At 74.1% G+C, this 19,868-nt stretch carries 15 protein-coding genes and 1 other RNA gene; 8 read left to right on the top strand and 8 right to left on the bottom strand.

Annotated elements, in window-relative coordinates; all coding sequences use genetic code 11:
- The 3 genes from E1283_RS37180 to E1283_RS10660 form a co-directional block, all read left to right on the top strand.
- Positions 1 to 6,261 (top strand): proline-rich domain-containing protein (locus E1283_RS37180; protein ID WP_165956079.1); only part of this gene is annotated, 6,261 nt, incomplete at its 5' end.
- Complete coding sequence (locus E1283_RS37175; protein WP_165956078.1) at positions 6,258 to 6,494, top strand: hypothetical protein; 237 nt, start codon at positions 6,258 to 6,260, stop codon at positions 6,492 to 6,494. The genes E1283_RS37180 and E1283_RS37175, both read left to right, overlap by 4 nt.
- A complete protein-coding gene (locus tag E1283_RS10660) occupies positions 6,451 to 6,867 on the top strand; it encodes a hypothetical protein (protein ID WP_132817712.1) in 417 nt (138 codons plus the stop codon). Before E1283_RS37175 ends, E1283_RS10660 begins: the two co-directional genes overlap by 44 nt.
- Before the next feature lie 28 nt (positions 6,868 to 6,895).
- Here E1283_RS10660 and rnpB read toward each other — a convergent pair.
- An RNA gene (gene rnpB, locus E1283_RS10655) (RNase P RNA component class A) lies at positions 6,896 to 7,301 on the bottom strand.
- A 47-nt stretch (positions 7,302 to 7,348) separates the two neighbouring features.
- Between rnpB and yaaA the strand changes: the two genes are divergently transcribed.
- Positions 7,349 to 8,128, top strand: coding sequence for a peroxide stress protein YaaA (yaaA, locus tag E1283_RS10650; RefSeq protein ID WP_132817711.1), 780 nt, complete (start codon positions 7,349 to 7,351; stop codon positions 8,126 to 8,128).
- Between the two features lie 52 nt (positions 8,129 to 8,180).
- On the opposite strand, the gene E1283_RS10645 is transcribed toward yaaA, so the two are convergent.
- The 4 genes from E1283_RS10645 to E1283_RS10635 all read right to left on the bottom strand — a co-directional run bounded on the left by E1283_RS10645 (position 8,181) and on the right by E1283_RS10635 (position 11,289).
- Positions 8,181 to 9,368: a bifunctional RNase H/acid phosphatase gene (locus tag E1283_RS10645; RefSeq protein WP_207930359.1), complete on the bottom strand. Its 1,188-nt coding sequence runs from the start codon at positions 9,366 to 9,368 to the stop codon at positions 8,181 to 8,183.
- Positions 9,365 to 10,108 carry a CT398-like coiled coil hairpin domain-containing protein gene (locus tag E1283_RS38080; RefSeq protein WP_207930360.1) on the bottom strand — a complete coding sequence of 248 codons (744 nt, stop codon included), beginning with the start codon at positions 10,106 to 10,108 and terminating at the stop codon, positions 9,365 to 9,367. Before E1283_RS38080 ends, E1283_RS10645 begins: the two co-directional genes overlap by 4 nt.
- Entirely contained in the window at positions 10,105 to 10,959 is an 855-nt protein-coding gene (locus E1283_RS10640) for a Nif3-like dinuclear metal center hexameric protein (protein ID WP_132817709.1), read from the bottom strand. Before E1283_RS10640 ends, E1283_RS38080 begins: the two co-directional genes overlap by 4 nt.
- A gap of 183 nt (positions 10,960 to 11,142) precedes the next feature.
- Positions 11,143 to 11,289 carry a hypothetical protein gene (locus tag E1283_RS10635; RefSeq protein WP_165956076.1) on the bottom strand — a complete coding sequence of 49 codons (147 nt, stop codon included), beginning with the start codon at positions 11,287 to 11,289 and terminating at the stop codon, positions 11,143 to 11,145.
- 38 nt (positions 11,290 to 11,327) lie between these two features.
- Here E1283_RS10635 and E1283_RS10630 point away from each other — a divergent pair, with 38 nt between their 5' ends.
- The 3 genes from E1283_RS10630 (at position 11,328) to E1283_RS10620 (ending at position 14,477) form a co-directional block, all read left to right on the top strand.
- On the top strand, positions 11,328 to 12,779 hold the full coding sequence (locus E1283_RS10630; RefSeq protein ID WP_207930358.1) for a hypothetical protein: 1,452 nt from the start codon (positions 11,328 to 11,330) through the stop codon (positions 12,777 to 12,779).
- A gap of 143 nt (positions 12,780 to 12,922) precedes the next feature.
- The gene (locus E1283_RS10625) at positions 12,923 to 13,525 is read left to right on the top strand and encodes a class I SAM-dependent methyltransferase (protein WP_243744746.1); all 603 of its coding nucleotides are present in this window, start codon (positions 12,923 to 12,925) and stop codon (positions 13,523 to 13,525) included.
- Between the two features lie 151 nt (positions 13,526 to 13,676).
- Positions 13,677 to 14,477 (top strand): DUF5336 domain-containing protein, encoded by an 801-nt coding sequence (locus E1283_RS10620; RefSeq protein WP_132817706.1) that lies wholly within the window; start codon positions 13,677 to 13,679, stop codon positions 14,475 to 14,477.
- 128 nt (positions 14,478 to 14,605) lie between these two features.
- Here the strand turns inward: E1283_RS10620 and E1283_RS10615 are convergent, their stop codons facing one another.
- Genes E1283_RS10615 through E1283_RS10605 form a run of 3 tightly spaced genes read right to left on the bottom strand, consistent with a single transcriptional unit; the run spans position 14,606 to position 17,725 of the window.
- Positions 14,606 to 15,679, bottom strand: a complete 1,074-nt coding sequence (locus tag E1283_RS10615) for a prenyltransferase/squalene oxidase repeat-containing protein (protein WP_132817705.1) — start codon at positions 15,677 to 15,679, stop codon at positions 14,606 to 14,608.
- Entirely contained in the window at positions 15,676 to 16,416 is a 741-nt protein-coding gene (locus E1283_RS10610; RefSeq protein ID WP_132817704.1) for a class I SAM-dependent methyltransferase, read from the bottom strand. Before E1283_RS10610 ends, E1283_RS10615 begins: the two co-directional genes overlap by 4 nt.
- Positions 16,417 to 16,420: 4 nt before the next feature.
- Positions 16,421 to 17,725 carry a glycosyltransferase family 4 protein gene (locus E1283_RS10605; RefSeq protein ID WP_207930357.1) on the bottom strand — a complete coding sequence of 435 codons (1,305 nt, stop codon included), beginning with the start codon at positions 17,723 to 17,725 and terminating at the stop codon, positions 16,421 to 16,423.
- Positions 17,726 to 18,131: 406 nt separating this feature from the next.
- Here E1283_RS10605 and E1283_RS10600 point away from each other — a divergent pair, with 406 nt between their 5' ends.
- Positions 18,132 to 19,793, top strand: coding sequence for a prenyltransferase/squalene oxidase repeat-containing protein (locus E1283_RS10600; protein ID WP_165956077.1), 1,662 nt, complete (start codon positions 18,132 to 18,134; stop codon positions 19,791 to 19,793).
- Positions 19,794 to 19,868: the final 75 nt, after the last annotated feature.

Here is a 19,868-nt window from a genome sequence, read left to right as displayed (position 1 = left end):
GTCGGAGACCGACCGGCCACCACCACCGGCGGCGGTGGCGGTGGCCGGTCGGTCTCCGACCTGTTCAGCGGCAAACTCTGGGACATCAACCCGGACCTCGCGATGTGGCGGGCCCTGGAAGAACTCGGCCTCACCCACAACGCCCCACCACCCGCCTACTTCCGCGAGATGACGGTCAACACAGCCTTCACCCCGAATGGTTCGGGCGCCCTCAACAGCACCGACGACCTCACCACGACCACCCCGGGCTCGCACGGCGGCACCACCACGACCAACACCACCGAGGGCGTATCGAACATCAACCCGGCCCTCACCCAGGGCACCCCACTGCCCGGCGGCCAGGTCAACGTGCCCTCCCAGGTGCTCGGCCCCCCGCCCGGGCACGCACCAGGCAACACCCTGGGCACGCCGCCGGCGCACACCCTCGGCAACCCGCCCGGCGGCCACATCCCGTCGGTCGGCTCGTCCTCCCTCGTCCCGCCGCGTGGGCTCGGCGACCCGCCGGCCCTGAACGCGCTGGAGGAGCTCGGGGAACTGCCGCCGCCGCCCGGCCGCTCGACCGGCCCGCTCGGCGGTTCCAGCTCCACCGGCGGGCCGCTGGACTCCTCGATCGTCCGGGTCTCCGAGACCGAGGCGATCACCCCGGCGCCCCGCCCCCTGGGGCCGCAGGGCGCCCACAGCCGGAGCGTCGGCATCGACGGGCTGCCCGGCGTCCGCGTCGCGGTCAGCTTCGACGACGCCGGCGGCGTCACCCAGGTCCAGCTCATCGCCGGGAACAACGCCCCGATCACGGCGACCCGCGGCGTCGGCGACCCGGCCGACGTGTTCCGGGCCCAGCAGAACCTCGGGGGTGGCGTGACCCGTGACCTGAGCTTCCGGGTGGACGGCGACGGCGTCGAACTGCTCTCCATGGACCGCACCGCCACCCTCACCGACGCCAGGTTCGGCCAGGTGGACCTCCAGATCGACGACCTGGCCCCCGGCGGGCCGACCGTCACCGGCGCCACCCGCCCGGACGGAGCGCCCATCACCGCCCCCGCGGGCGACACGGCGGGCACGGTGCGGATCCACCACGACCTCGGCGGCGGCATCTCGCGCGACTGGACGGTCCGCATCACCGACGCCCAGCCGACCGGGCTCACCACGCACCGCAACGTCGACCTCGGCACGTTCCCGGGCTTCGGCGGCACCAGCCTCCGCTTCAACGAGACGGCCGGCGGCGCCCCCGTCCTACTGCGGACCGGCGCGGACGGCACCATCACCACGGTGGACAACGCCGTCACCGGGCTCGGCACCCACATCAACGGCCACCACCTCATCACGGCAGGACCGAACCGCATAGTCGTCGACACCAACGGCGCCATCACCCACCACGTCCTCCCCGTGCCGGGTACGGCCGTGGCCGGCGCGCCGGCCGGCGGCCACCACGTGTTCGTGCCCGTCGCCGGCACCGCCGGTGGCCCGGTGGTCCGTGGCCTGGACGGGCAGGCGCTGGGCGGCGTCACCCCGCACCCGCAGGTCGGTGGCGGCACCCGTCTCCAGGGCGGCGGCGTCCACGTCTCGCTGGACGCCACCGGCACCCAGCTGTCCCGGGTCTTCGAGCTCACCGGTCACGGCGGCGCGACCAGGAACGTGTTCGCGCACGTCCCGGTGGCGGACGCCACGAACCCGGCATTCCGCGCCGCCGACGGCACCGCGTTCGCGGGGATCGCCCGGCAGGCCGACGGCAACTTCCAGCAGGTCGCCGGCGACGTGACCAGCACGTACAACCCGAACGGCACGCTGATCGAGGACCTCGTCCATCACCGCAGGGGCCCGCTGGTGGGTCAGGACGTCACGGTGCCCAACAGCGCCCCGCCCCGCGTCGGCGGTACCCCGGGCGTCGCGCACGGCACCACCGGCACCTTCCGGGTCCCGGTGGCGACGGGGCCGCATGCCCTGGTCAACCAGGCCGGCGAACTGGTCGGCACCGCGACGCAGTTCGTCGGGCGCAACGGCGTCGGTCTCGACGCGTTCGGCCATCTGCCGGTGCCGCCCGGCAGTGCGGCACCCGTCCTGCACGCCGGCAACGGCGCCCCGATCGCCGGCGGGACCGTCCGCGGCGGCCTGGTCACCGTGCCCAACGGGCATGGCAACACCGTGCACGCGTACGACGGTTCGCTGCAGTGGGAGACCTTCCGCGTCAACGGGGGAGGGGCCAACCTCAACGGCCACGACCTGCTGGTCAGGCAGGGCAACACCGTCGCGACCATCACGCCGCCGGGCGGCCACCGCGCCACGGCGTCGGCCACCGTCACCGAACAGTTCGACCAGCTGGGCAACAGCACCGGCCTCCGTCTCGACATCAACGGCCGGGGCCTGGCGATCGACAACCAGGGCCGCGTCACCCACGACGTCCTCACCCTCAACCAGCCCGGACAGCCCTCGCGTTTCGCGTTCGTCGACACCACCAACCCGGCCGGGATCGGGCTGCGGAACGCGGACGGCACCCCCGCCCCCAACGTCACCCTCACCCGCCTGCCCAGCGGCGAGTTCACCGTCGCCACCCCGGGCAACGACATCGTCGCCCGGTTCGGCGGCGACGGCGCGTTCCAATTCCAGGACACCCGGCTGCCCGGCGCCGGCACCGGCGGCGTCGACCAGTTCGCGCGGATGCGGCAGTTCGAGGGCGACGTCGGCCGGCGCGCCTACGAACTCCTCGACAACCATCGCGTCGTCATCCCCGACCGCACCGTGCTGCCCAGGCCCCAGACGGGAGCCAACGCCAACCCCGGCTTCCGCGTCAACGACGACGGCGGCGTCTTCCGGCTCTACCGACAGGACGGCCACCTCGACGTCTCCGTCGCCGCCCCCGACGCCACCACCAACATCCGCAACGTCACCCTGCACGCCGCGGACGGCGGCGCCCCGACCAACCTGCGGGTCCTCGAACTGTCCGACGGCGTCGACTCCCGCTACCTCGACATCACCAACCCCACCAACCTCCAACTGCGCGGCGGCGAACTCACCCCGATCACCACGCACGGCACCATCCACACCCAGCCGGGCGGCTACCGCGTCGACGGCTTCGGCGCCCGCGCCAACGAGTGGGCGGACTACAGCGCCACGGGCAAGCTCACCGCACAGCGCATCGACGTCTTCCACCAGGGACAGGCCGTCGGCAACCAGCACTTCCTGCTCGACTTCCGCACCAACCCCGACGCGCCCACCTGGACCAGGAACACCGGCGTCGCCGGCGCCACACCTCCCCGGAACCCGGGCTGGAACGACTTCGGCAAGATCGACGTCAAGGGCGGCGAGCGCGGCCACATCTCACTCACCTCCCACTCAGGCACCCCCGTCTTCGACCGCCGGATGCTGCCCGACGGGAACGTCCTCGACAGCCACGTCGCGGCCCCCAGCCTCAATGGCCGCAACGGCGTCCCCTACGGCCCCGGCAGCCGGGACCACTGGTCGGAGATCAGGTCCGACGGCAACATCGGCGACTTCGGCCGCCGCAAGTGGAGCGTCAGCGGCCGCGCCTGGGTCGACTACGACAACGCCGGCAACCCCGTGCGCCACTTCCGGGAGAACCCGCAGGGCGGCCACGTCATCGCCGACATGCGCGGCATGAACGCCCACTACTGGAACGGCAGCACCAGCAACTGGACCCGATTCGACGGCGACTTCAAGCAGGTCGCCGACGGCACCAGGAAGTGGAGCCCGGGCCGCGCCTGGATCGACACGATGGACGACGCGGCCACCGGCGAGACCAAGGTGGTGCACCAGAAGATCAGCCGGGTCGCGGGCTGGGGCAATATCGACCACCTGCGCCGCTACCACGCGCACGACATCAACGCCAACGGCAGCTGGAGCAACGAGTGGAAGGGCATCGCCCCCACAGGCAAGGAGGTCGGCGGCATCTCGGCCCTGAAGAACGGCGACCTCCTCACCATCCACCGGATCGCCGAGCAGCGGCCGCCGAACGCCTGGCGGTCGGTGCTCAGCTCCGAGTACCGGCACACCGACCTCGGCCCGGGCACCCAGGGGGCCTGGGCCAAGGACAGCAGGATGCAGATCGCCCGCTGGGAGCAGACCAACGCCACCGGGGTCGTCAACCACGGCATCCAGTTCACCAGCCAGCAGGGCAACGGCGTGTTCCGGATCGGCCACGCCGGGGACTTCGTCGGCGAGACCCGCAAGCTCACCAACGGAAACGACCTCACCGTCGGCGACAACGTCAAGCTGCCCGACGGCGTGACGCTGCCCAACCACTACCAGCCCTGGTCGGAGGGCGCGGGCAAGCTGGAGGGCCACCGCAGCTTCGACAACGCCGACTTCGGGGGCGTCCACCTGCCGCCGGGCAGCAACAAGACGGCCGGCGACGTGCTGTTCGTGGACCGGTTCCGCACCGACGCGACCCACGCCAACCCGTTCACGCCGACCGCCAACGCCGCCGACTGGCGGATCGCCAGGGTCGGGTTCAAGGACGGCACCATCCTGGAGTACAAGCCGCGCCCCATGGAGAACCCGGCCGGCACCGCGCTCGACTTCCGCCGCACCGGCCACCAGGGCGGCAACACGGACTGGCAGATCCGCGACCCCCATGGCACGGTCGTCGCCCGGCAGGACACCTTCGGCACGGGCGGGGGCGGCGTCCAGATCCGCACCGACGGACCCAACCGCTGGATCGGCACCGACGGTTCAGGCGGCGCCCGCAAGTACGCGGCGAACAACGACATCCACTACCGCGGCTGGGACCGCCACTCGTTCCAGGACTTCGACGCGAACAACCAACTGGTCAGGGAACACCGGCTGTTGGCTGGCGGCGTCACCGTGGACGGCTGGCGGCTGCCGGGCGACGCCCACCATCCGCCGACCTGGCGCTGGAACAAGACCGACACCACCGGCGAGGTCCAGCGGTTCGGGAACCAGGACGTCCGCGTCCGCCGCTGGTACGACGGCGACACCGGGCAGGTCATGAACGACTGGAAGCCGGGCGCCCGCTGGGCCGACCACCTGGACAGCGCGGGCGCCGTCCGGATCCAGGAGATCCCGCCGTACGCGAAGAGCGGCAACTGGGCGCGGGACAGCCTCACCCTCGACCCCTGGCGGGTCCGCGAGTACGCCCCGACCCCCAACGACCTGGGCGCCGCCCAGGGTGCCGACGCCTACCGTGCATGGAAGGAGTTCGACGCCGGCATCACGGTACGCGAGATGAAGCGGCTGTCCGACGGCTCGTTCCTGGAGTCGGAGACCTGGCAGAAGCAGTGGCGCCGGCACGTCTTCGGCGCCGGCAACACCCACACCGTCGTCAACGAACGCACCATCGCGGGCAGCATCTTCGCGCGCGACACCTTCGGCACCACCCATCTCGTGGGCCGCGAGACGCACTTCATCGACTTCCCCAACGAGTTCCGCGGCTTCACGCGGGCATGGGGCGAGCCGCTGCTCTGGAGATGGGGCCCGGCCGTCACCAGCCAGCCAGGGGGCGGGGTGCACTCGGCCGAGTCCCTCTACACCCCGTTCCTCGCCAACAACATGGCTGCGCTCGCGGTGGGCCTCGGGCAGGAGTTCGTCCTGGACTTCCTGCTCAACCTCGCGGTCTTCGGCATCGTCTCGGCGGCCACCGGCACCCCGTTCACCCTCACCGACGTCCAGCAGGCGGCGTTCAACGCCGCCATCTCCGCGGGTGTCAAGTCCCTCGTGGGTGGTCTGAGTAACTGGGCGGGCCACCGTGGCGCCTGGAAGTCCGGCATGGGCAGCGTCGACCAGGGCAACGCCTGGAACTACCGCCAGAACGACGAGAACGTCGGCGTCGAGTTCGCCGGAAACGAGAAGGTGTTGCGCTGGCGCGCCGGCACCTACGACTTCTTCCTCAACGCCGGGATCGGCACCCTGGCCGGCTTCGCCTCCGGAGCGGCCGGCGCCGCGATCTTCGGTGTCAAGGACTCCGAGGGCAACCGGCACCAACTGGAGGGTGGCGCCGCTGCCTTCTACGGCCTGGCCGGCGCGCTGGCCGGCCTGGCCGGCGCGGTCAGCATCGGCGCCGTGCGCGGCATGATGCAGAACACCATGGCCGCCCGCCTCTACCACCGCGCCGGCGTGATCGACTTCCTGGTGATGCCGGTCCTCGGCAAGCTGATGGACAAGAGCCTCCTCTATCTCGTGCTCGGCCCGCAGATCCGCGCCTCGCTCGGCATCACCGCACCCCCGCCTCCGCCCCAACCGGACCCGAGCCAACCGGACCCCAACAACTCCCAGGGAGGAGCAGGTCGATGACCGACGACCCGATCCGCGTCGCGCCCAGAACCGTGGGCGCGCACCGGACCATCGCCGAGGCCCTGGCGGTCGCCCCCGCCGGCGCGGTGATCAGCATCGCGACAGCCGGCTTCACCATCGGCGTCCGGCCGTTCGCGGTGTGGCCCGGGCGCGGCGTTCGCCAGCCTGCTGACGAAGAGGGATCTCGACATGGCCGACGACAAGGCCGACTCCTGCGATCTGCTGTGCCTTGACCTCCCGGTGGCCGAGGAGATCCGCGCCCGGATGCCGGATGCCCGGTCGGCGGAGTTGGAGCAGGCGGCCATGGGCGCGAAGGCGTTGGCCGACCCCGTACGGCTGACGATCGCCGCCGCTCTCCTACCGGAACCGGCCCGCGTCCATCCCGTTGATCACCATGCTGATGGCGCTTTCCGGGACACCGGAGGCCATGAGCGCCCGCCCGATCGACTCGGAACCCACGACGAACCGCACGTCCAACCTGCCGGCGACCATCCGGCGACCATCCGGCGAGCCAGGAAACCGAAGCGGCGGCCAGTGTCGACCACGCCACGAAGAGGTGAAAAACGCCCCCGATTCGACCCGGCGTCCGGAATCGCCCCCAAATAACCCCTCTGACCTGCGAAAACGCAGGCGACGGACGAGTCGGCCTGTACGCCGGGTTCTGTCTCCCGTCGGCCTCGCGGCCGGCGGGGAGGCGGTCATCCATCTGGGGCCGGTGTCGCCACCGGCCTCAAGCGGTCTACCCGCGGACTCGGGCGGGCAGCCCTCGGTCGTCCGCGCAGGAGCACGCCGTGCTCCCTCTTGACCTTGCTCCGGGTGGGGTTTACCGAGCCGCCCAGGTCACCCTGGGCGCTGGTGGTCTCTTACACCACCGTTTCACCCTTACCGGATGCCGCTCGCGCGGCCCCGGCGGTTTGCTTTCTGTGGCACTTTCCCGTGGGTCGCCCCAGGTAGGCGTTACCTACCACCCTGCCCTGTGGAGCCCGGACGTTCCTCGGCGGGATCCGCTGGGATCCCGTCGCGACCGCCCGGCCGGCTCGTCCGCCGTGCCGGCCATCCTACCCGCGCCGCCGGGTACGCTGGGCCGATGCTCGTGCTGCTTCCGCCCTCGGAGGGCAAGGCCGGGGACGGCGCCGGGGCGCCGCTGGATCCGGGTTCGCTGTCACTGCCGGCACTCACGGGGGCGCGGGATGCGGTGCTCACGGAGTTGGTCGAGCTGTGCACCGGCGACGAGGTGAAGGCCCGCGAGGTGCTGGGCCTGACCGAGCGGCAGCGGTCCGAGGTGGCGCGCAACGCGGCGCTGCGGAGCGCGCCGGCGCGGCCGGCCGGTGAGCTCTACACGGGGGTGTTGTACGACGCGCTCGGCCTGGCCTCGTTGGACGCGGCGGCCAGGCGGCGGGCACGCGCCTCGCTGCTGGTCTTCTCCGGCCTGTGGGGGGCGGTGCGGATCACCGACCGGATCCCCGCCTACCGCTGCTCGGGCGGGGTGCGGCTGCCGGGGATCGGGGCGCTCGCCGCGCACTGGCGGGAGCCGCTGGCGGCGGCGCTGCCCGCCGAGGCGGGCAGCGGCCCGGTGCTCGACCTGCGGTCGTCCGCGTACGCGGCGATGTGGCGGCCGACCGACGAGTTGGCGGCGCGCACGGTGACGGTGCGGGTGTTGCAGTCGCGGATCGTGGACGGCGTCGAACGTCGGTCCGTCGTCAGCCACTTCAACAAGGCCACCAAGGGCCGGCTGCTGCGCGACCTGCTGACGGCCGGGGCGTTGCCGCGGGCCCCCCGCCGGCTGGCGGAGGCCCTGCGCGACCTCGGCTACCTGGTGGAGACCCCGGGCCCCGGCCGGCTGGACGTGGTGGTCAGCGAGCTGTAGCCGGTCGGTGGGCCCGGGGGCACGGCGGGCCGCCGTCGGCCTCCCCGGTGCGTCACCCGGCCGTGACGCCGGCCAGGTGGCCGGTGTCGTTGAAGCGACGGACGGACGCGTTGCCGTCCGGGTAGTAGGCGATCTCGGAGAACGCGGCGGGCGACAGCTCCAGGCGGAACATGGCGATCGGCGGCGCCTCCAGGGCCAGCCGCAGCAGCGACTTGACCGGGGTGACGTGGCTGACGACCAGCACCCGGCGGCCGGCGTGCCGGGCGATGATCCGGTCCCGGGCGACGGCGCTGCGGCGCGCGACGGCGGTGAAGCTCTCGCCGCCGCCCGTCGGTTGGGCGTCCGGGTCGCGCAACCAGGCGGCCACGTCGGCCGGGTGGCGTTCCTGGATCTCGGCGAAGGTGAGCCCCTCCCAGGCGCCGAAGTCCGTCTCGCGGATGCCGTCCTCGATGCGGACCCGGAGGCCGAGCGCCCCGGCCACGATGTCGGCGGTCCCGCGGCAGCGGGCCAGTGGCGAGCTGACGACGGCCTCGATGCCGGCGTCGGCGAGCGCCCGCGCGGCGGCCTCGGCCTGCCGACGGCCGGTGTCGGACAGCTCCGGGTCACCGCCGCCGCTGCCCGAGAACCGCTTCTCCGAGGTGAGCGGGGTCTCGCCGTGCCGCAGGAGGACGAACGTGGTCGCCACGCCGGTGGGCCGCGCCCAGCCGACGGCGGGGGCGGCATCGGCGGGACGGTCCGCGGCGGTCCGGTCCGCGGCGGTGCCGGCGCCGTCGGCGTTCCGGCGGACCGTGAAGCCGGCCGGCGCCGTCGAGCCGGACTTGGCCCGGTCCATCGCCTCGTTGGCGAGCCGGTCCGCGTGCTTGTTGCGCTCGCGCGGGATCCACTCGTAACGGACCGCGCCCGCCGGGAAGACGGTGCGGGCCTCGGCGGCCAGCGGACGCATGTCGGGGTGCTTGATCTGCCAGCGGCCCGACATCTGTTCCACGACCAGCTTGGAGTCCATCCGGACCAGCACCCGCGCCGCCGGGTCGAGTTCGCGCGCCGCCCGCAGCCCGGCGATCAACCCCCGGTACTCGGCGACGTTGTTGGTGGCGCGGCCGATGAACTCGGCGGCCTCGGCCAGGATCTCGCCGGTCGCCGCGTCGCTGACCACGGCGCCGTAGCCGGCGGGGCCCGGGTTGCCCCGGGAACCGCCGTCGGCCGTGACCAGGAACTGGCGCCCCCGAACTCCCCCGCTCACAGCCCGGACTCGGGGGTGCGGACCAGGATCCGGCCGCAGTTCTCGCACCGCACCACGGTGTCGGGCGCCGCCGCCCGCACCTCGTTCACCTCGGTGATGTTGAGTTCGAGCCGGCAGCCCTCGCAGCGCCGCTGGTAGAGGCGCGCGGCGCCGATGCCGCCCTGCTGCGCGCGCAGCCGGTCGTAGAGCTTCAGCAGGTCGGCCGGCACCTGCGCCACGGTCTCGGCACGCTCCTTGCGGACGGCGGCGACCTCGGCGTCGATGTCCTGGGTGGCGGCGTCCCGGCGCTGGACCACCTCGGCGGCGGTGGCCTGCGACGCGTCGAGCCGCGCGGCCAGTTCCTTCGCCCGGGCCGTGGCGCCCTCGTGCCGCTCCATGATCTCCAGGACGATGGTCTCCAGGTCGTCCTGCCGCCTGGCCAGGGAGGCCAGCTCGCTCTGCAGGTTGGAGAGGTCCTTGGGGTTGCTCACCAGCCCCGAGTCGAGCCGCTGTTGGTCGCGCGCGGCGCGCTGCCGCACCTGGTCGACGTCCTGCTCGGCCTTGGTCTGGTCGCGGGCGGTGTCGCCCTCCTCGGTCTGCGCGGCCACCAACAGGTCGCGCTGCTGGGTGAGATCGGCCTCCAGGGTGCGGATCTCGGCGTGCTCCGGCAGGTTCTCGCGCCGGTGCGCGAGCTGGGTGAGCCGAACGTCCAGTGCCTGGACGTCAAGCAGCCGGATCTGGTCAGCGGGCGCGGCGTTCAGTTGGGGGCTCCTTCACTGCTGCTGAGGGAGGGGTGGTGGGTGATCCACGGGTCGGTGACCCGGTGGGACACGTGGGTGCGCAGACCCCACCCCTCCCGTTCGGAGACGGTGTCGAGTTGGGCCGCGGCCAGCGCGCACCAGGGCCACTCGGTGGCCCAGTGGGCGGCGTCGACCAGGGCGAGGTCGCCGGCGTGCTCGCGGGCCTCGGAGACGGGGTGGTGGCGCAGGTCGGCGGTGACGTAGGCGTCGACGCCGGCGGCACGCACCCGGTCGAAGAGCCCGTCGCCCGAGCCGCCGCAGACCGCGACGGTGCGGATCGGCTTGTCGGGCGGCCCCGCGGACCGGACGCCCTGGGCGGTCACGGGCAGCCGCGCGGCGACCAGCGCGGTGAACTCGCCGAGCGGCAGCGGGCGGTCGAGCTCGCACAGCCGGCCGAGGCCGCGCCGCCCCTGGGGGTCGGTGGGGTCGGGGACGAGCGGTCCCGTGACCCGCAGGTCGAGCGCGCCGGCGAGGGCGTCGGAGACGCCGGGGTCGGCGCGGTCGGCGTTGGTGTGGGCCACGTGAAGCGCCACACCGTTCCTGATCAGGGTGTGCACGACCCGGCCCTTGAAGGTGTCGGCCGAGACGGTGGTGGTGCCGCGCAGGTACAGCGGGTGGTGGGTGACCAGCAGGTCGGCGCCGATCGCCACCGCCTCGTCGACGACGCCCTGGACCGGGTCGACGGCGAACATCACCCGGCGCACCTCGGCGTCGGGGTCGCCGCAGACCGGTCCCACGGCGTCCCATTCCTCGGCCCGCTCGCGGGGCCAGAGGGTGTCGAGCGCGGAGATGACGTCGGAGAGTACGGGCACGCGCCCAGGCTACCGTCACCCTCCCCCAGCCAACGCTGGGCGGCGCCCCCAGGACGGGGCTCCGCGCTCCCGGCCACGGTCCGAACCACGCACACGCGACCCCGGTTGATCATGAGAATCCGGTAACCGTCACCCTTATGCGTGAAGCAGCTCAAGCCGAGTTGTTCGGCTGGCAGTACGAACCTAGCGTCCTGGCTGGAGGTGAGCGTCCCCGTGTACCAGAGATCTCCCATCGCCGGAGTTCGTGATGATCGCCGTGATCGCCGTGATCGCCGTGATCGCCGTGATCGCCGTGATCATGGCGATCGTCGTGATCGCGATGATCGACACCGGGTCCGCCCGCTGTGGGCGCGAAAGGCAGGAGAGTCATGACGGCCGAGGTCACGGAGCCGGCGCGTGTGCCGGGACCATCCGCGTTCCGTCCGGCGCCGCTGACCGTCGCGGCGGGTGGCGGCTACGCCGCGCGGCTGGTCTCGGTGGACGGCGCGGACGCCTGGTGTCCCGAGCGGTGGACGCTGGACGGCCCCGAGCCCTACGCGGTCCGGCTGCCCGGCACGCAGCCCGAGGACCCGGCCAGCGAGCTGATGCCGCTGGCCGACGGGCGGGTGCTGATCGGCCGCAGGGCCGACGGCCGCCACCACTTCTCGCTGCTCTACCCCTCGGGCCCCGAGACCGGCGAACTGCCGCTCGGCGCCGTGGAGTCGGAGGTGCTGACGCTGCTGCCGCCGGCGCCCGACGGGGCCCGGGTGTACGCGCTGGCCAGGCACGAGGACACGACGGCGCTGTGGCTGGTGTGCGGGGGCGCGTTCGGCCCCGAGCTGGTGACGGTGCTCGCCGGGCGCTGCTCCGGCGGCGCCTGGCTCGACGCCTCGGGCCGGCTGCTGGCACTCGACCGCACGGACCCGGAGGGCCGCACCCGCACCGTCACCGTGGACGTGGAACACGGCGGCGAGCCGACGGAGTTGCTGCGGATCGCGGAGGACAGCAACGACCGGCTGCTGCTGGCCGACCCGGACAGCGGGCTGCTGCTGGTGCGTTCGGACGCGCCGGGCACCGACCGGATCGGCTGGGGCGTGCTGGGCAGCCAGTTGCCGGTGCGGTTCCCCGAGGCGCTGCACCCGGAGAACGTGACGGTGACGCCGTTCGCGCTCCAGCCAGGTCAGGTGCTGATGCCGGAGGCGTGCGCGGTGGCGCTGCGGATGACGACGGCGAGCGCGGACTGGGTGGCGGTGTGGCAGCCGCGGCAGCGGGAGCTGCGGCATCTGGCCGCGCCCGAGGGCTGGCTGCCGGGGACCGGCCGCTGGACGACGGACGGCTGGCTGCTGCTGCCGTACAGCACGCCCGTGGTGCCGTGCGGCCTGGAGCGGGCGTCCGTGCCGGAGCCGGCGGCCCCGGCGGAGCCGGCGCAGCCCACGACGTCGGCCCCGGCGGCCGCGTCGGCGCCCGTCGCGGCGGACGCGGGCAACGGCCTCGGCGGAGCCGCGGGGCAGGGCGGAAGCGACGGCGCCGTGACGCCGACCCCGACCCCGACACCGACACCGCATACGGCGCAGGCGCCGGAGTCCGCTCCGCTGCCGGCGGCGGAGCCCGAGCCGGGCCCGTCGCCCGAACCGGAACCGGAGCCGGAACCGGCCGTGGCCGACGCGGCGCCCGCGCCCGTTCCCACGCCCGCGAGCGAGCCGGCTCCCCTCATGGCCGGGCCGGCCCCGGCCGCCGCGGCCGAGCCGCCGCAGGGCGTCGGGGTCGTCGGGCCGCCCCCGCCCCTCGCCGTCACCAAGCCCGTCCCGCTCCAACAGGCGCCGCTCGCCCGGGTCGGCTGACCCCGCTCGCGTCGTCCGGCCGCCCATAGGGCAGCATGTTGGCGGCAAGGAACGGGACCACAGGGGGACGCGTGACGGGACCGGGCACGACGCCGGAGATCGCGGAGGGCGTTCTCGCGGCGTTCGAGGCGGCACGAGGCTTCATGCCCGTCGACGAGGGCCGGGCGCTGCACGCGGCGGCCGTCGAGGCGGCCCGCCTCGGGCTGCCGCTGCTGGAGATAGGCAGCTACTGCGGCCGCTCCACGCTGCTGCTGGCCGAGGCCGCCCGCCGGGCCGGCACCGTCGTCGTCACCGTCGACCACCACCGGGGCAGCGAGGAGCAGCAGCCGGGGCAGGAGTACCACGACCCCGACCTGCTGGACGCCGCGGACGCCACACGGCTGGACACACTCCCCTTCTTCCGGCGTACGGTGGCGGACGCCGGTCTCGAGGCACACGTCGTGGCGGTGGTCGGGGGATCCCCGCGGGCCGCGGCGGCGCTCGGCGGGGGCGGAGGCGGCCGCTTCGGCCTGGTCTTCGTCGACGGCGGCCACACGGACGCCCATGCCACCGCCGACTACGAGAGCTGGGTGCCGCAGCTCGCCGACGGCGGGCTGCTGGTGATCCACGACGTGTTCCCCGACCCGGCGGACGGCGGCCAGGCGCCCTACCGGATCTGGCGGCGCGCGGTGTCGAGCGGGGCCTTCGGCGAGGTCGCCACGCACCGCACGCTGCGGGTGCTGAGACGACTGGCGCCGGGGATCTGACCCGTAGAAAGAAGTCACGACGGCATCACAAGCGTGTCGCGTAGGAAACAGTCCAACCGTTCCCAGGGCTTCGTCCAGAACTTCATACATACGATGGGGCCCGCCCCCATCTGACCAGACCATGACGACGAGAACCACGAAGGATTCTGACGTGAACAACCGCTCGCTCTCCCGAGGCGACGCTGTAGTGATCGGAGCAGCGGTCCTGCTCTTCATCGCCTCTTTCCTCGACACCTTCTCGGCACCCAGCAACGATTTCGGCGGTGGCGGCGGGGTCAACGCCTGGGAGTCGGAGATCTTCCCGATCCTCCCGTCGGTCTTCCTGGCGGGCGTCCTGGGCGCGGCGGCGATCGTCGGTTCGCGCTTCCTGCCGCAGCCCGACAAGGAGTTCGGCGGGCTGAAGCTGAACCAGTGGGGCACCGCGCTCTCCGTCACCTCGGCCTGGGCGGCGCTCTGGTCGCTGGGCGGCGGCTTCGGCCTCGACACCGGCATCGGCCTGATCCTCGGCCTGCTGGCCGCCCTGCTGATGGCCGCCGTCGCCGTCGCGACGCCGCTGGTGCCCGCGCTCAGCGCGCCGCTGACCGGCCCGAGCACCACCGCCGCCCCGCAGCCCGCCGGCTACGGCTACCCCGGCGCCGGCGCGCCGCAGCCGGGCTACGGCTACCCGGGTCCGGGCGCGGGCGCGCCCGCCACGCCGCAGCCGTTCCAGCCGACGCAGGCCGCGCCCGCCGCGGGGGCCGGCGCGCCGGACCCGAACTTCCAGCCGTTCTGGTTCGCGGTGCCGGCCACCCGCCCGCTGTACGGCGAGGACGGCGCGCCGACGCCGATCGCCGAGCTGGCGCCCGGCACCTGGTACCTGGCCGTCGAGCAGCGCGGCCAGCAGCTGGTGGCGCAGACGCAGGACGGCCGCCGCGGCGTGCTGCAGGACACCTCGGGGATCCAGCGCGGCTGACGTCACGCGCCTCGAAGACTCACGGGCGAGGGCCCGCCGGGACGACACACCGTCCTGGCGGGCCCTCGCCGCGTCGGGCATGGCGGTCGGCTCACGCACCGGGCCCCGGCTCACGCACGGGGGTCGGCTCACGCACAGCAGTCGGCTTCGAGACCGCGCGGCAGTCCGGCGCCGCCGAAGACGGCGCGGGTCGCGGTGTCGCCGGTGAGCGCGGCGACGGCGAGCAGCAGGGAGCCGGCGGTCCAGGTGGTGAGCTCGGCCGGCCAGACGGCCTCGTCGGCGTAGACGTAGCCGGTCCAGTACAGGCCGCCCTCGGCGCGCAGGTGCCCGATGGAGCGCAGCACCTCGACGGCGCGCCGTTCCAGGCCCATCGTCCAGAGGGCGAGCGCGAGCTCGGCGCTCTCGCCGCCGGTGACCCAGGGGTTGGTGCGCACGCAGCGCACGCCGAGGTCGGGGATGACGAAGTCGTCCCAGCCGCCGGCGAGGCGGGCGCGGGCGGCCGAGCCGCGCAGGACGCCGCCGAGGACCGGGTAGTACCAGTCCATGGAGTAGCGGGACTTGTCGAGGAAGCGTTCCGGGTGGTGGCGGACGGCGTGCCCGAGGCGGCCGAGGGCGAGTTCCCAGTCGGGTTGCGGCGTGGCGGCCAGGTCGGCGAGGGCGAGGGCGCAGCGGAGCGACTGGTAGACGGACGAGGAACCGGTGAGCAGCGCGTCGGTGACGGGCGTGCCGTCCGGGTCGCGGCGCCAGCCGAGTTGGCCGCCCTCCTGCTGGAGCCCCAGTGTGAACTCGACGGCGGCGTGCACGACGGGCCACATGCGGCGGCGGAACGCCTCGTCGCCGGTGGCCAGGTAGTGGTGGAGGACGCCGACGGCGGGGTAGGCGCAGAAGTTGCTCTCCCGGCCGAGGTCGGTGGGGCGGGTGGCGTCGCCCTCGGCGTAGGCGGCGTACCAGGAGCCGTCGGGGTTCTGGTGGCGGGCGAGCCAGTCGTAGGCGGCGGCCGCCTGTTCGTGGCGTCCCGCGGTGTCCAGGGCCATCGCGGCCTCGACGTGGTCCCAGGGGTCCAGGTGGTGGCCGGCGAACCAGGGTATGGCGCCGTCCGCGCGCTGCTCGCCGGCGATGGCCCGGGCGGTGTCGTCGGCTTCGGCGGCGGTGAGCACCCCGGACAGGGCGAGCGGCTCGGCGCCGGGCTCCGCGCTGGTCACGCGGCCGCCAGGGCCGTGGCGGGGGTGTGCGGCTTGGTGGCGTAGACGACGAGGCTCTTGCCGAGGATCGGGTCGAACAGCTGCTCGGCGGCCCGGGTGGCGAGCGGGCGCTTCATGATGTCCCAGACCAGCAGCCGGTGGTAGGCGCGCACCGGCAGCGCCCGGTCGTTGTCGACGCCGAACGCGCACTTGAGCCACCAGTAGGGCGCGTGCAGGGCGTGCGCGTGGTGGGTGCCGTAGGGGCGGAGCCCGGCTTCGCGGAGCCGGCGGACGAGTTGGTCGCCGCGGTAGATGCGGATGTGGCCGCCCTCGACCTCGTGGTAGGCGTCGGACAGCGCCCAGCAGACGCGTTCCGGGAAGTAGCGCGGCACGGTGACGGCGATCCGGCCGCCGGGGCGCAGCACGCGGACGGCCTCGGCGAGGAGGCCCTTGTCGTCCGGGACGTGCTCCATGATCTCGGAGACGACGAGGGCGTCGAAGGTGTCGTCGGCGAACGGCAGCGCGAGCGCGTCGCCCTGGAGCGCGAGGGCGCTCGCGCCCTCGGGCGCCTCGCCGGCCTCGCGCATCGCGGCGAGCCAGCCGGCGGTGTGCCGGACGTCCGCCGCGTTCCGGTCGAGCGCTACGACGTGCGCGCCGCGCCGGTACGCCTCGAAGGCGTGCCGGCCCTGGCCGCAGCCGAGGTCCAGCACGTGGTCGCCCGCGGCGACCGGAAACCGTGTGAAGTCCACGGTCAGCACCCGATCAACCCCCTGTCCCTGTCCCTGTCTCGCTTCTCGCCGCCGTCGCGCGCAGCGCCCGCCGGTAGTGGTCGGCCGTGGCGCGGGCCGCGTGGTGCCAGGTGAAGCGGGCGAGGACCCGCTCCCGGCCGGCCGCGGCGATGCGCGCGCGGAGGTCGTCGTCGGCGAGCAGCCTGGCCAGCGCGGTGGCCAGGGCGCCCGCGTCGCCCGGTGGGACGGCGAGGCAGGTCTCGCCGTCCGGGCCCGCGACCTCGGGTATCGCGCCGCCGGTGGTGGCGACCAGCGGGGTGCCGGCGGCCATGGCCTCGGCGGCCGGCAGGCAGAAGCCCTCGTAGAGCGACGGGACGCACGCCACCTGGGCGCCGCGCACCAGGTCGACCAGGGCCGCGTCGCTGATGCCCTTGACGAACTCGACGGCGTGGTCGAGGCCGAAGCGGTCGAGGGCGTCGGCGACGGGCCCCTGCCGGGGTCGGTCGCCGACCACCACCAGGTGGGCGCCGGGGCGCTCGGTCCGCAGCTTGGCCAGCGCCTCGACGAGGTGGACCAGGCCCTTCAGCGGCGCGTCGGCGCTGGACGTGGTGACGATTCGGTCCGGGATCCTGGGGACGCCCGGGTCCGGGTGGAAGAGGCGGGTGTCGGCGCCGATCGGGACGACGTGCACCCGCTCGGGCGGCACGGCGAAGTCCTCGATGATCTCGCGGCGCGAGGAGCCGGAGACGGTGAGCACGGTCGGCAGCCGCCGGGCGACCCGCCGCTGCATCCGGGTGAAGCCGTACCAACGCCGCACCGAGTAGCGGCGCTTGCGGCTCTCGGCGGCGGCCAGTTCGAGGCGGCGGTCGACGGTGATGGGGTGGTGGATGGTGGTGACGAGGGGCAGGCCGAGGCGGCGGGTGGCGGGCAACAGCCCGTAGCCAAGGGTCTGGTTGTCATGCACGACGTCGAACTCGTCGCGCCGCGCGGCCAGTTCGCGGGCGGCGCGGAGGGCGAACGTGCGGGGCTCGGGGAAGCCGCCGGTCCACATGGTGGCGACCTCCAACACGTCGATCCAGTCGCGGTACTCGGCCGGCCGCGGCGTGCGGAAGGGGTCGGGCTGCCGGTAGAGGTCGAGGCTGGGCAGCTCGATCAGCGGCACGCCGTCGTCGAGCACGGGGTAGGGCTGGGCCCCGACGACCCGCACCTGGTGTCCCAACGCGGCGAGTTCGCGGGAGAGATGGCGGACGTAGACGCCCTGGCCGCCGCAGAAGGGATTCCCCTTGTAGGTGAGCAACGCGATCCTGAGCGGGTGGTCCACACCGGCCCCAGCCGTCACGCGCGTCCCCCCTCGATATCCGTTGCTACCCACGGGTATCGACCCTAACCCGCCATCACCTCCGGCGGATACGTCCCGGACCTGGTGATTATCACCACGTGCGGGCACGTGCCGGGTTCGCCGGGAGGGCGGTCAAGCGCCGTCCGGCGCACGGAAGTCGAGGGGCGTCGAGGCGGCGCCGAGGCGGGTCGGCGGGCCCGGGGGCGGCGGTCGTAGCACACGGCCCCGACCCGCCGACCGATATCGAGACAGGCGGGCCGCGCCCGGCCGGATAGAGTGACGGCCGACAGTCACCCCCGTGCTGCGCGTGCCGGCGGATTCGGCTCCGATCCCGGGATCCAGCGGCGCGTCGCCGCGCGTGCCGGTCGGCCGTGCCGGCGGGCCAGCACAGCGAAAGGCTTCCCAGGTGTTCAACCACTCTCGTCAGCGGCCGCTCCGCCGCGCGGCGCTGGCCGGCGGTGTCGTGGCGCTGGCCGCCACCGTCGTCCTCGGTCAGCCGGGTGCGGCGAATCCGGCGGCCGCGGCGGCGCCGGCCGCCACGGCGCCGAACGCCCTCTTCGGGCGGAGCGATCCGACGTACGACGGGGTGCTGCGGCAGTCGATCGCCCTGCTGGCGCAGGACGCGGCCGGCTTGGAACCGGGCTCGGCGGCCGTGGACTGGCTGCTCGGGCAGCAGTGCGCGGACGGTTCCTTCCTCTCCTTCCGGGCCAACGCGCAGGAGCCGTGCGACGACGTGACGGCGGCCGACTCCAACGCCACGGCGCTCGCCGCGCAGGCGTTGGCGGCGCTCGGCGGGCACGACGAGCGGGTGTCGGCCGCCCTCGGCTGGCTGGCCGGGGTGCAGAACGCGGACGGCGGCTGGAGCTACAACCCGGGCGGGCCGAGCGACGCCAACTCCACGGCGCTCGTGAGCAGCGCGTTCTCGGCCGCCGGCGAGAGTCCGGCCGAGGTGCTTCGGGAGGGGAACTCGCCCTTCGAGGCGCTGGCCGCGCTCCAGCTCGACTGCGAGGCGCCGGAGGGCGAGCGCGGCGCGTTCGCCTGGCAGCCGGACCCCGAGTCCGGCGAGCTGACCGCCAACGACGCGGCGACCGTGGACGCGGTGCTGGCCGCGGCGGGCAGCGGCCTGCTGGTGGACCCGGAGGCGGTGTCCGCCACCGCGCCCGGCTTCGATCCCTGTGACGGCGGCAGCCCGGAGTCCCCGGAGGACGGGGACGACGGGGCCGACCGGTCCGCCGACGAGCCGACCGACCCCGCGGACCGGACCGACGAGCCGACGGACGAGCCGACCGACGACACGGCCGCCACCGAGGGCGGTACGGAGAACGGCACGGACGGCGCCGCCGGCGACGAGGCCGGGGCTCCGCTGTCACCGCAGCTCACCTCGGGTCTGGCCGGCGCGGCCCGGCTGTCCGTGACGCTCGCCGACAACGGTCAGTACCTGATGGCCCCCTCGGCCACCCCGGACGAGGAGGCGGAGCGGCTGCCGGACTTCGGCAACACCGCCAAGGCGATCATCGCGTTGGCCGCGCTCGGCGACGAGGCGGCGCTCGCGGGTCCGCTCGGCTGGCTGCGCGAACACCACGGCGAGTGGCCGGACTACACGCAGAGCCCGGCGGCCGTCGGTCTGCTGGTGCTCGCGGCGCACGCCGGCGGCGACTCGCCGACCGAGTTCGGCGGCACCAACCTGGTGAACACGCTCAACGCGCTGGGCCCGGCGCCGGACGACGGCGCGGGCCGGGGGGACGGCACCGCGGACGACGACAGCGGCGGCGGCCTGGGCGTGGTGCTGTGGGTGATCGTCCTCGGGCTGCTGGCGGGCGTCGCGATCGGCGTGGCGCTGAGCGTGCGGCGCAACCGCAGGCACGAGACCGACGAGGCGTTCGGCTCCGACGAGCCTACGACGCCCGCCGAGCGGGACCGCGCCGCGGAGGCCGACGACGCCGCGGAAGCGGACGACGCCGGAGAGGCGGACGACGTCAGGGAAGCGGACGACTCCGGGAAGGCGGACGACGCCGCCGAGGCCGAGGAGCCGAAGGACGCCGACCGGAAGCGGGACGAGAACGACTGACGCGCGGCACCCGCGGCGGCATGGACCTCTGCGACGACTCGCTCGCCGACCAGGTCGACCGCGGCTGCCCCATGG

The sequence above is a fragment of the Streptomyces hainanensis genome (genome assembly GCF_004348415.1).
Lineage (GTDB): Bacteria > Actinomycetota > Actinomycetes > Streptomycetales > Streptomycetaceae > Streptomyces > Streptomyces hainanensis.
The sequence above is the reverse complement of the archived record's forward strand: the minus strand, read 5'-3'. Positions and strand labels throughout refer to the sequence as shown.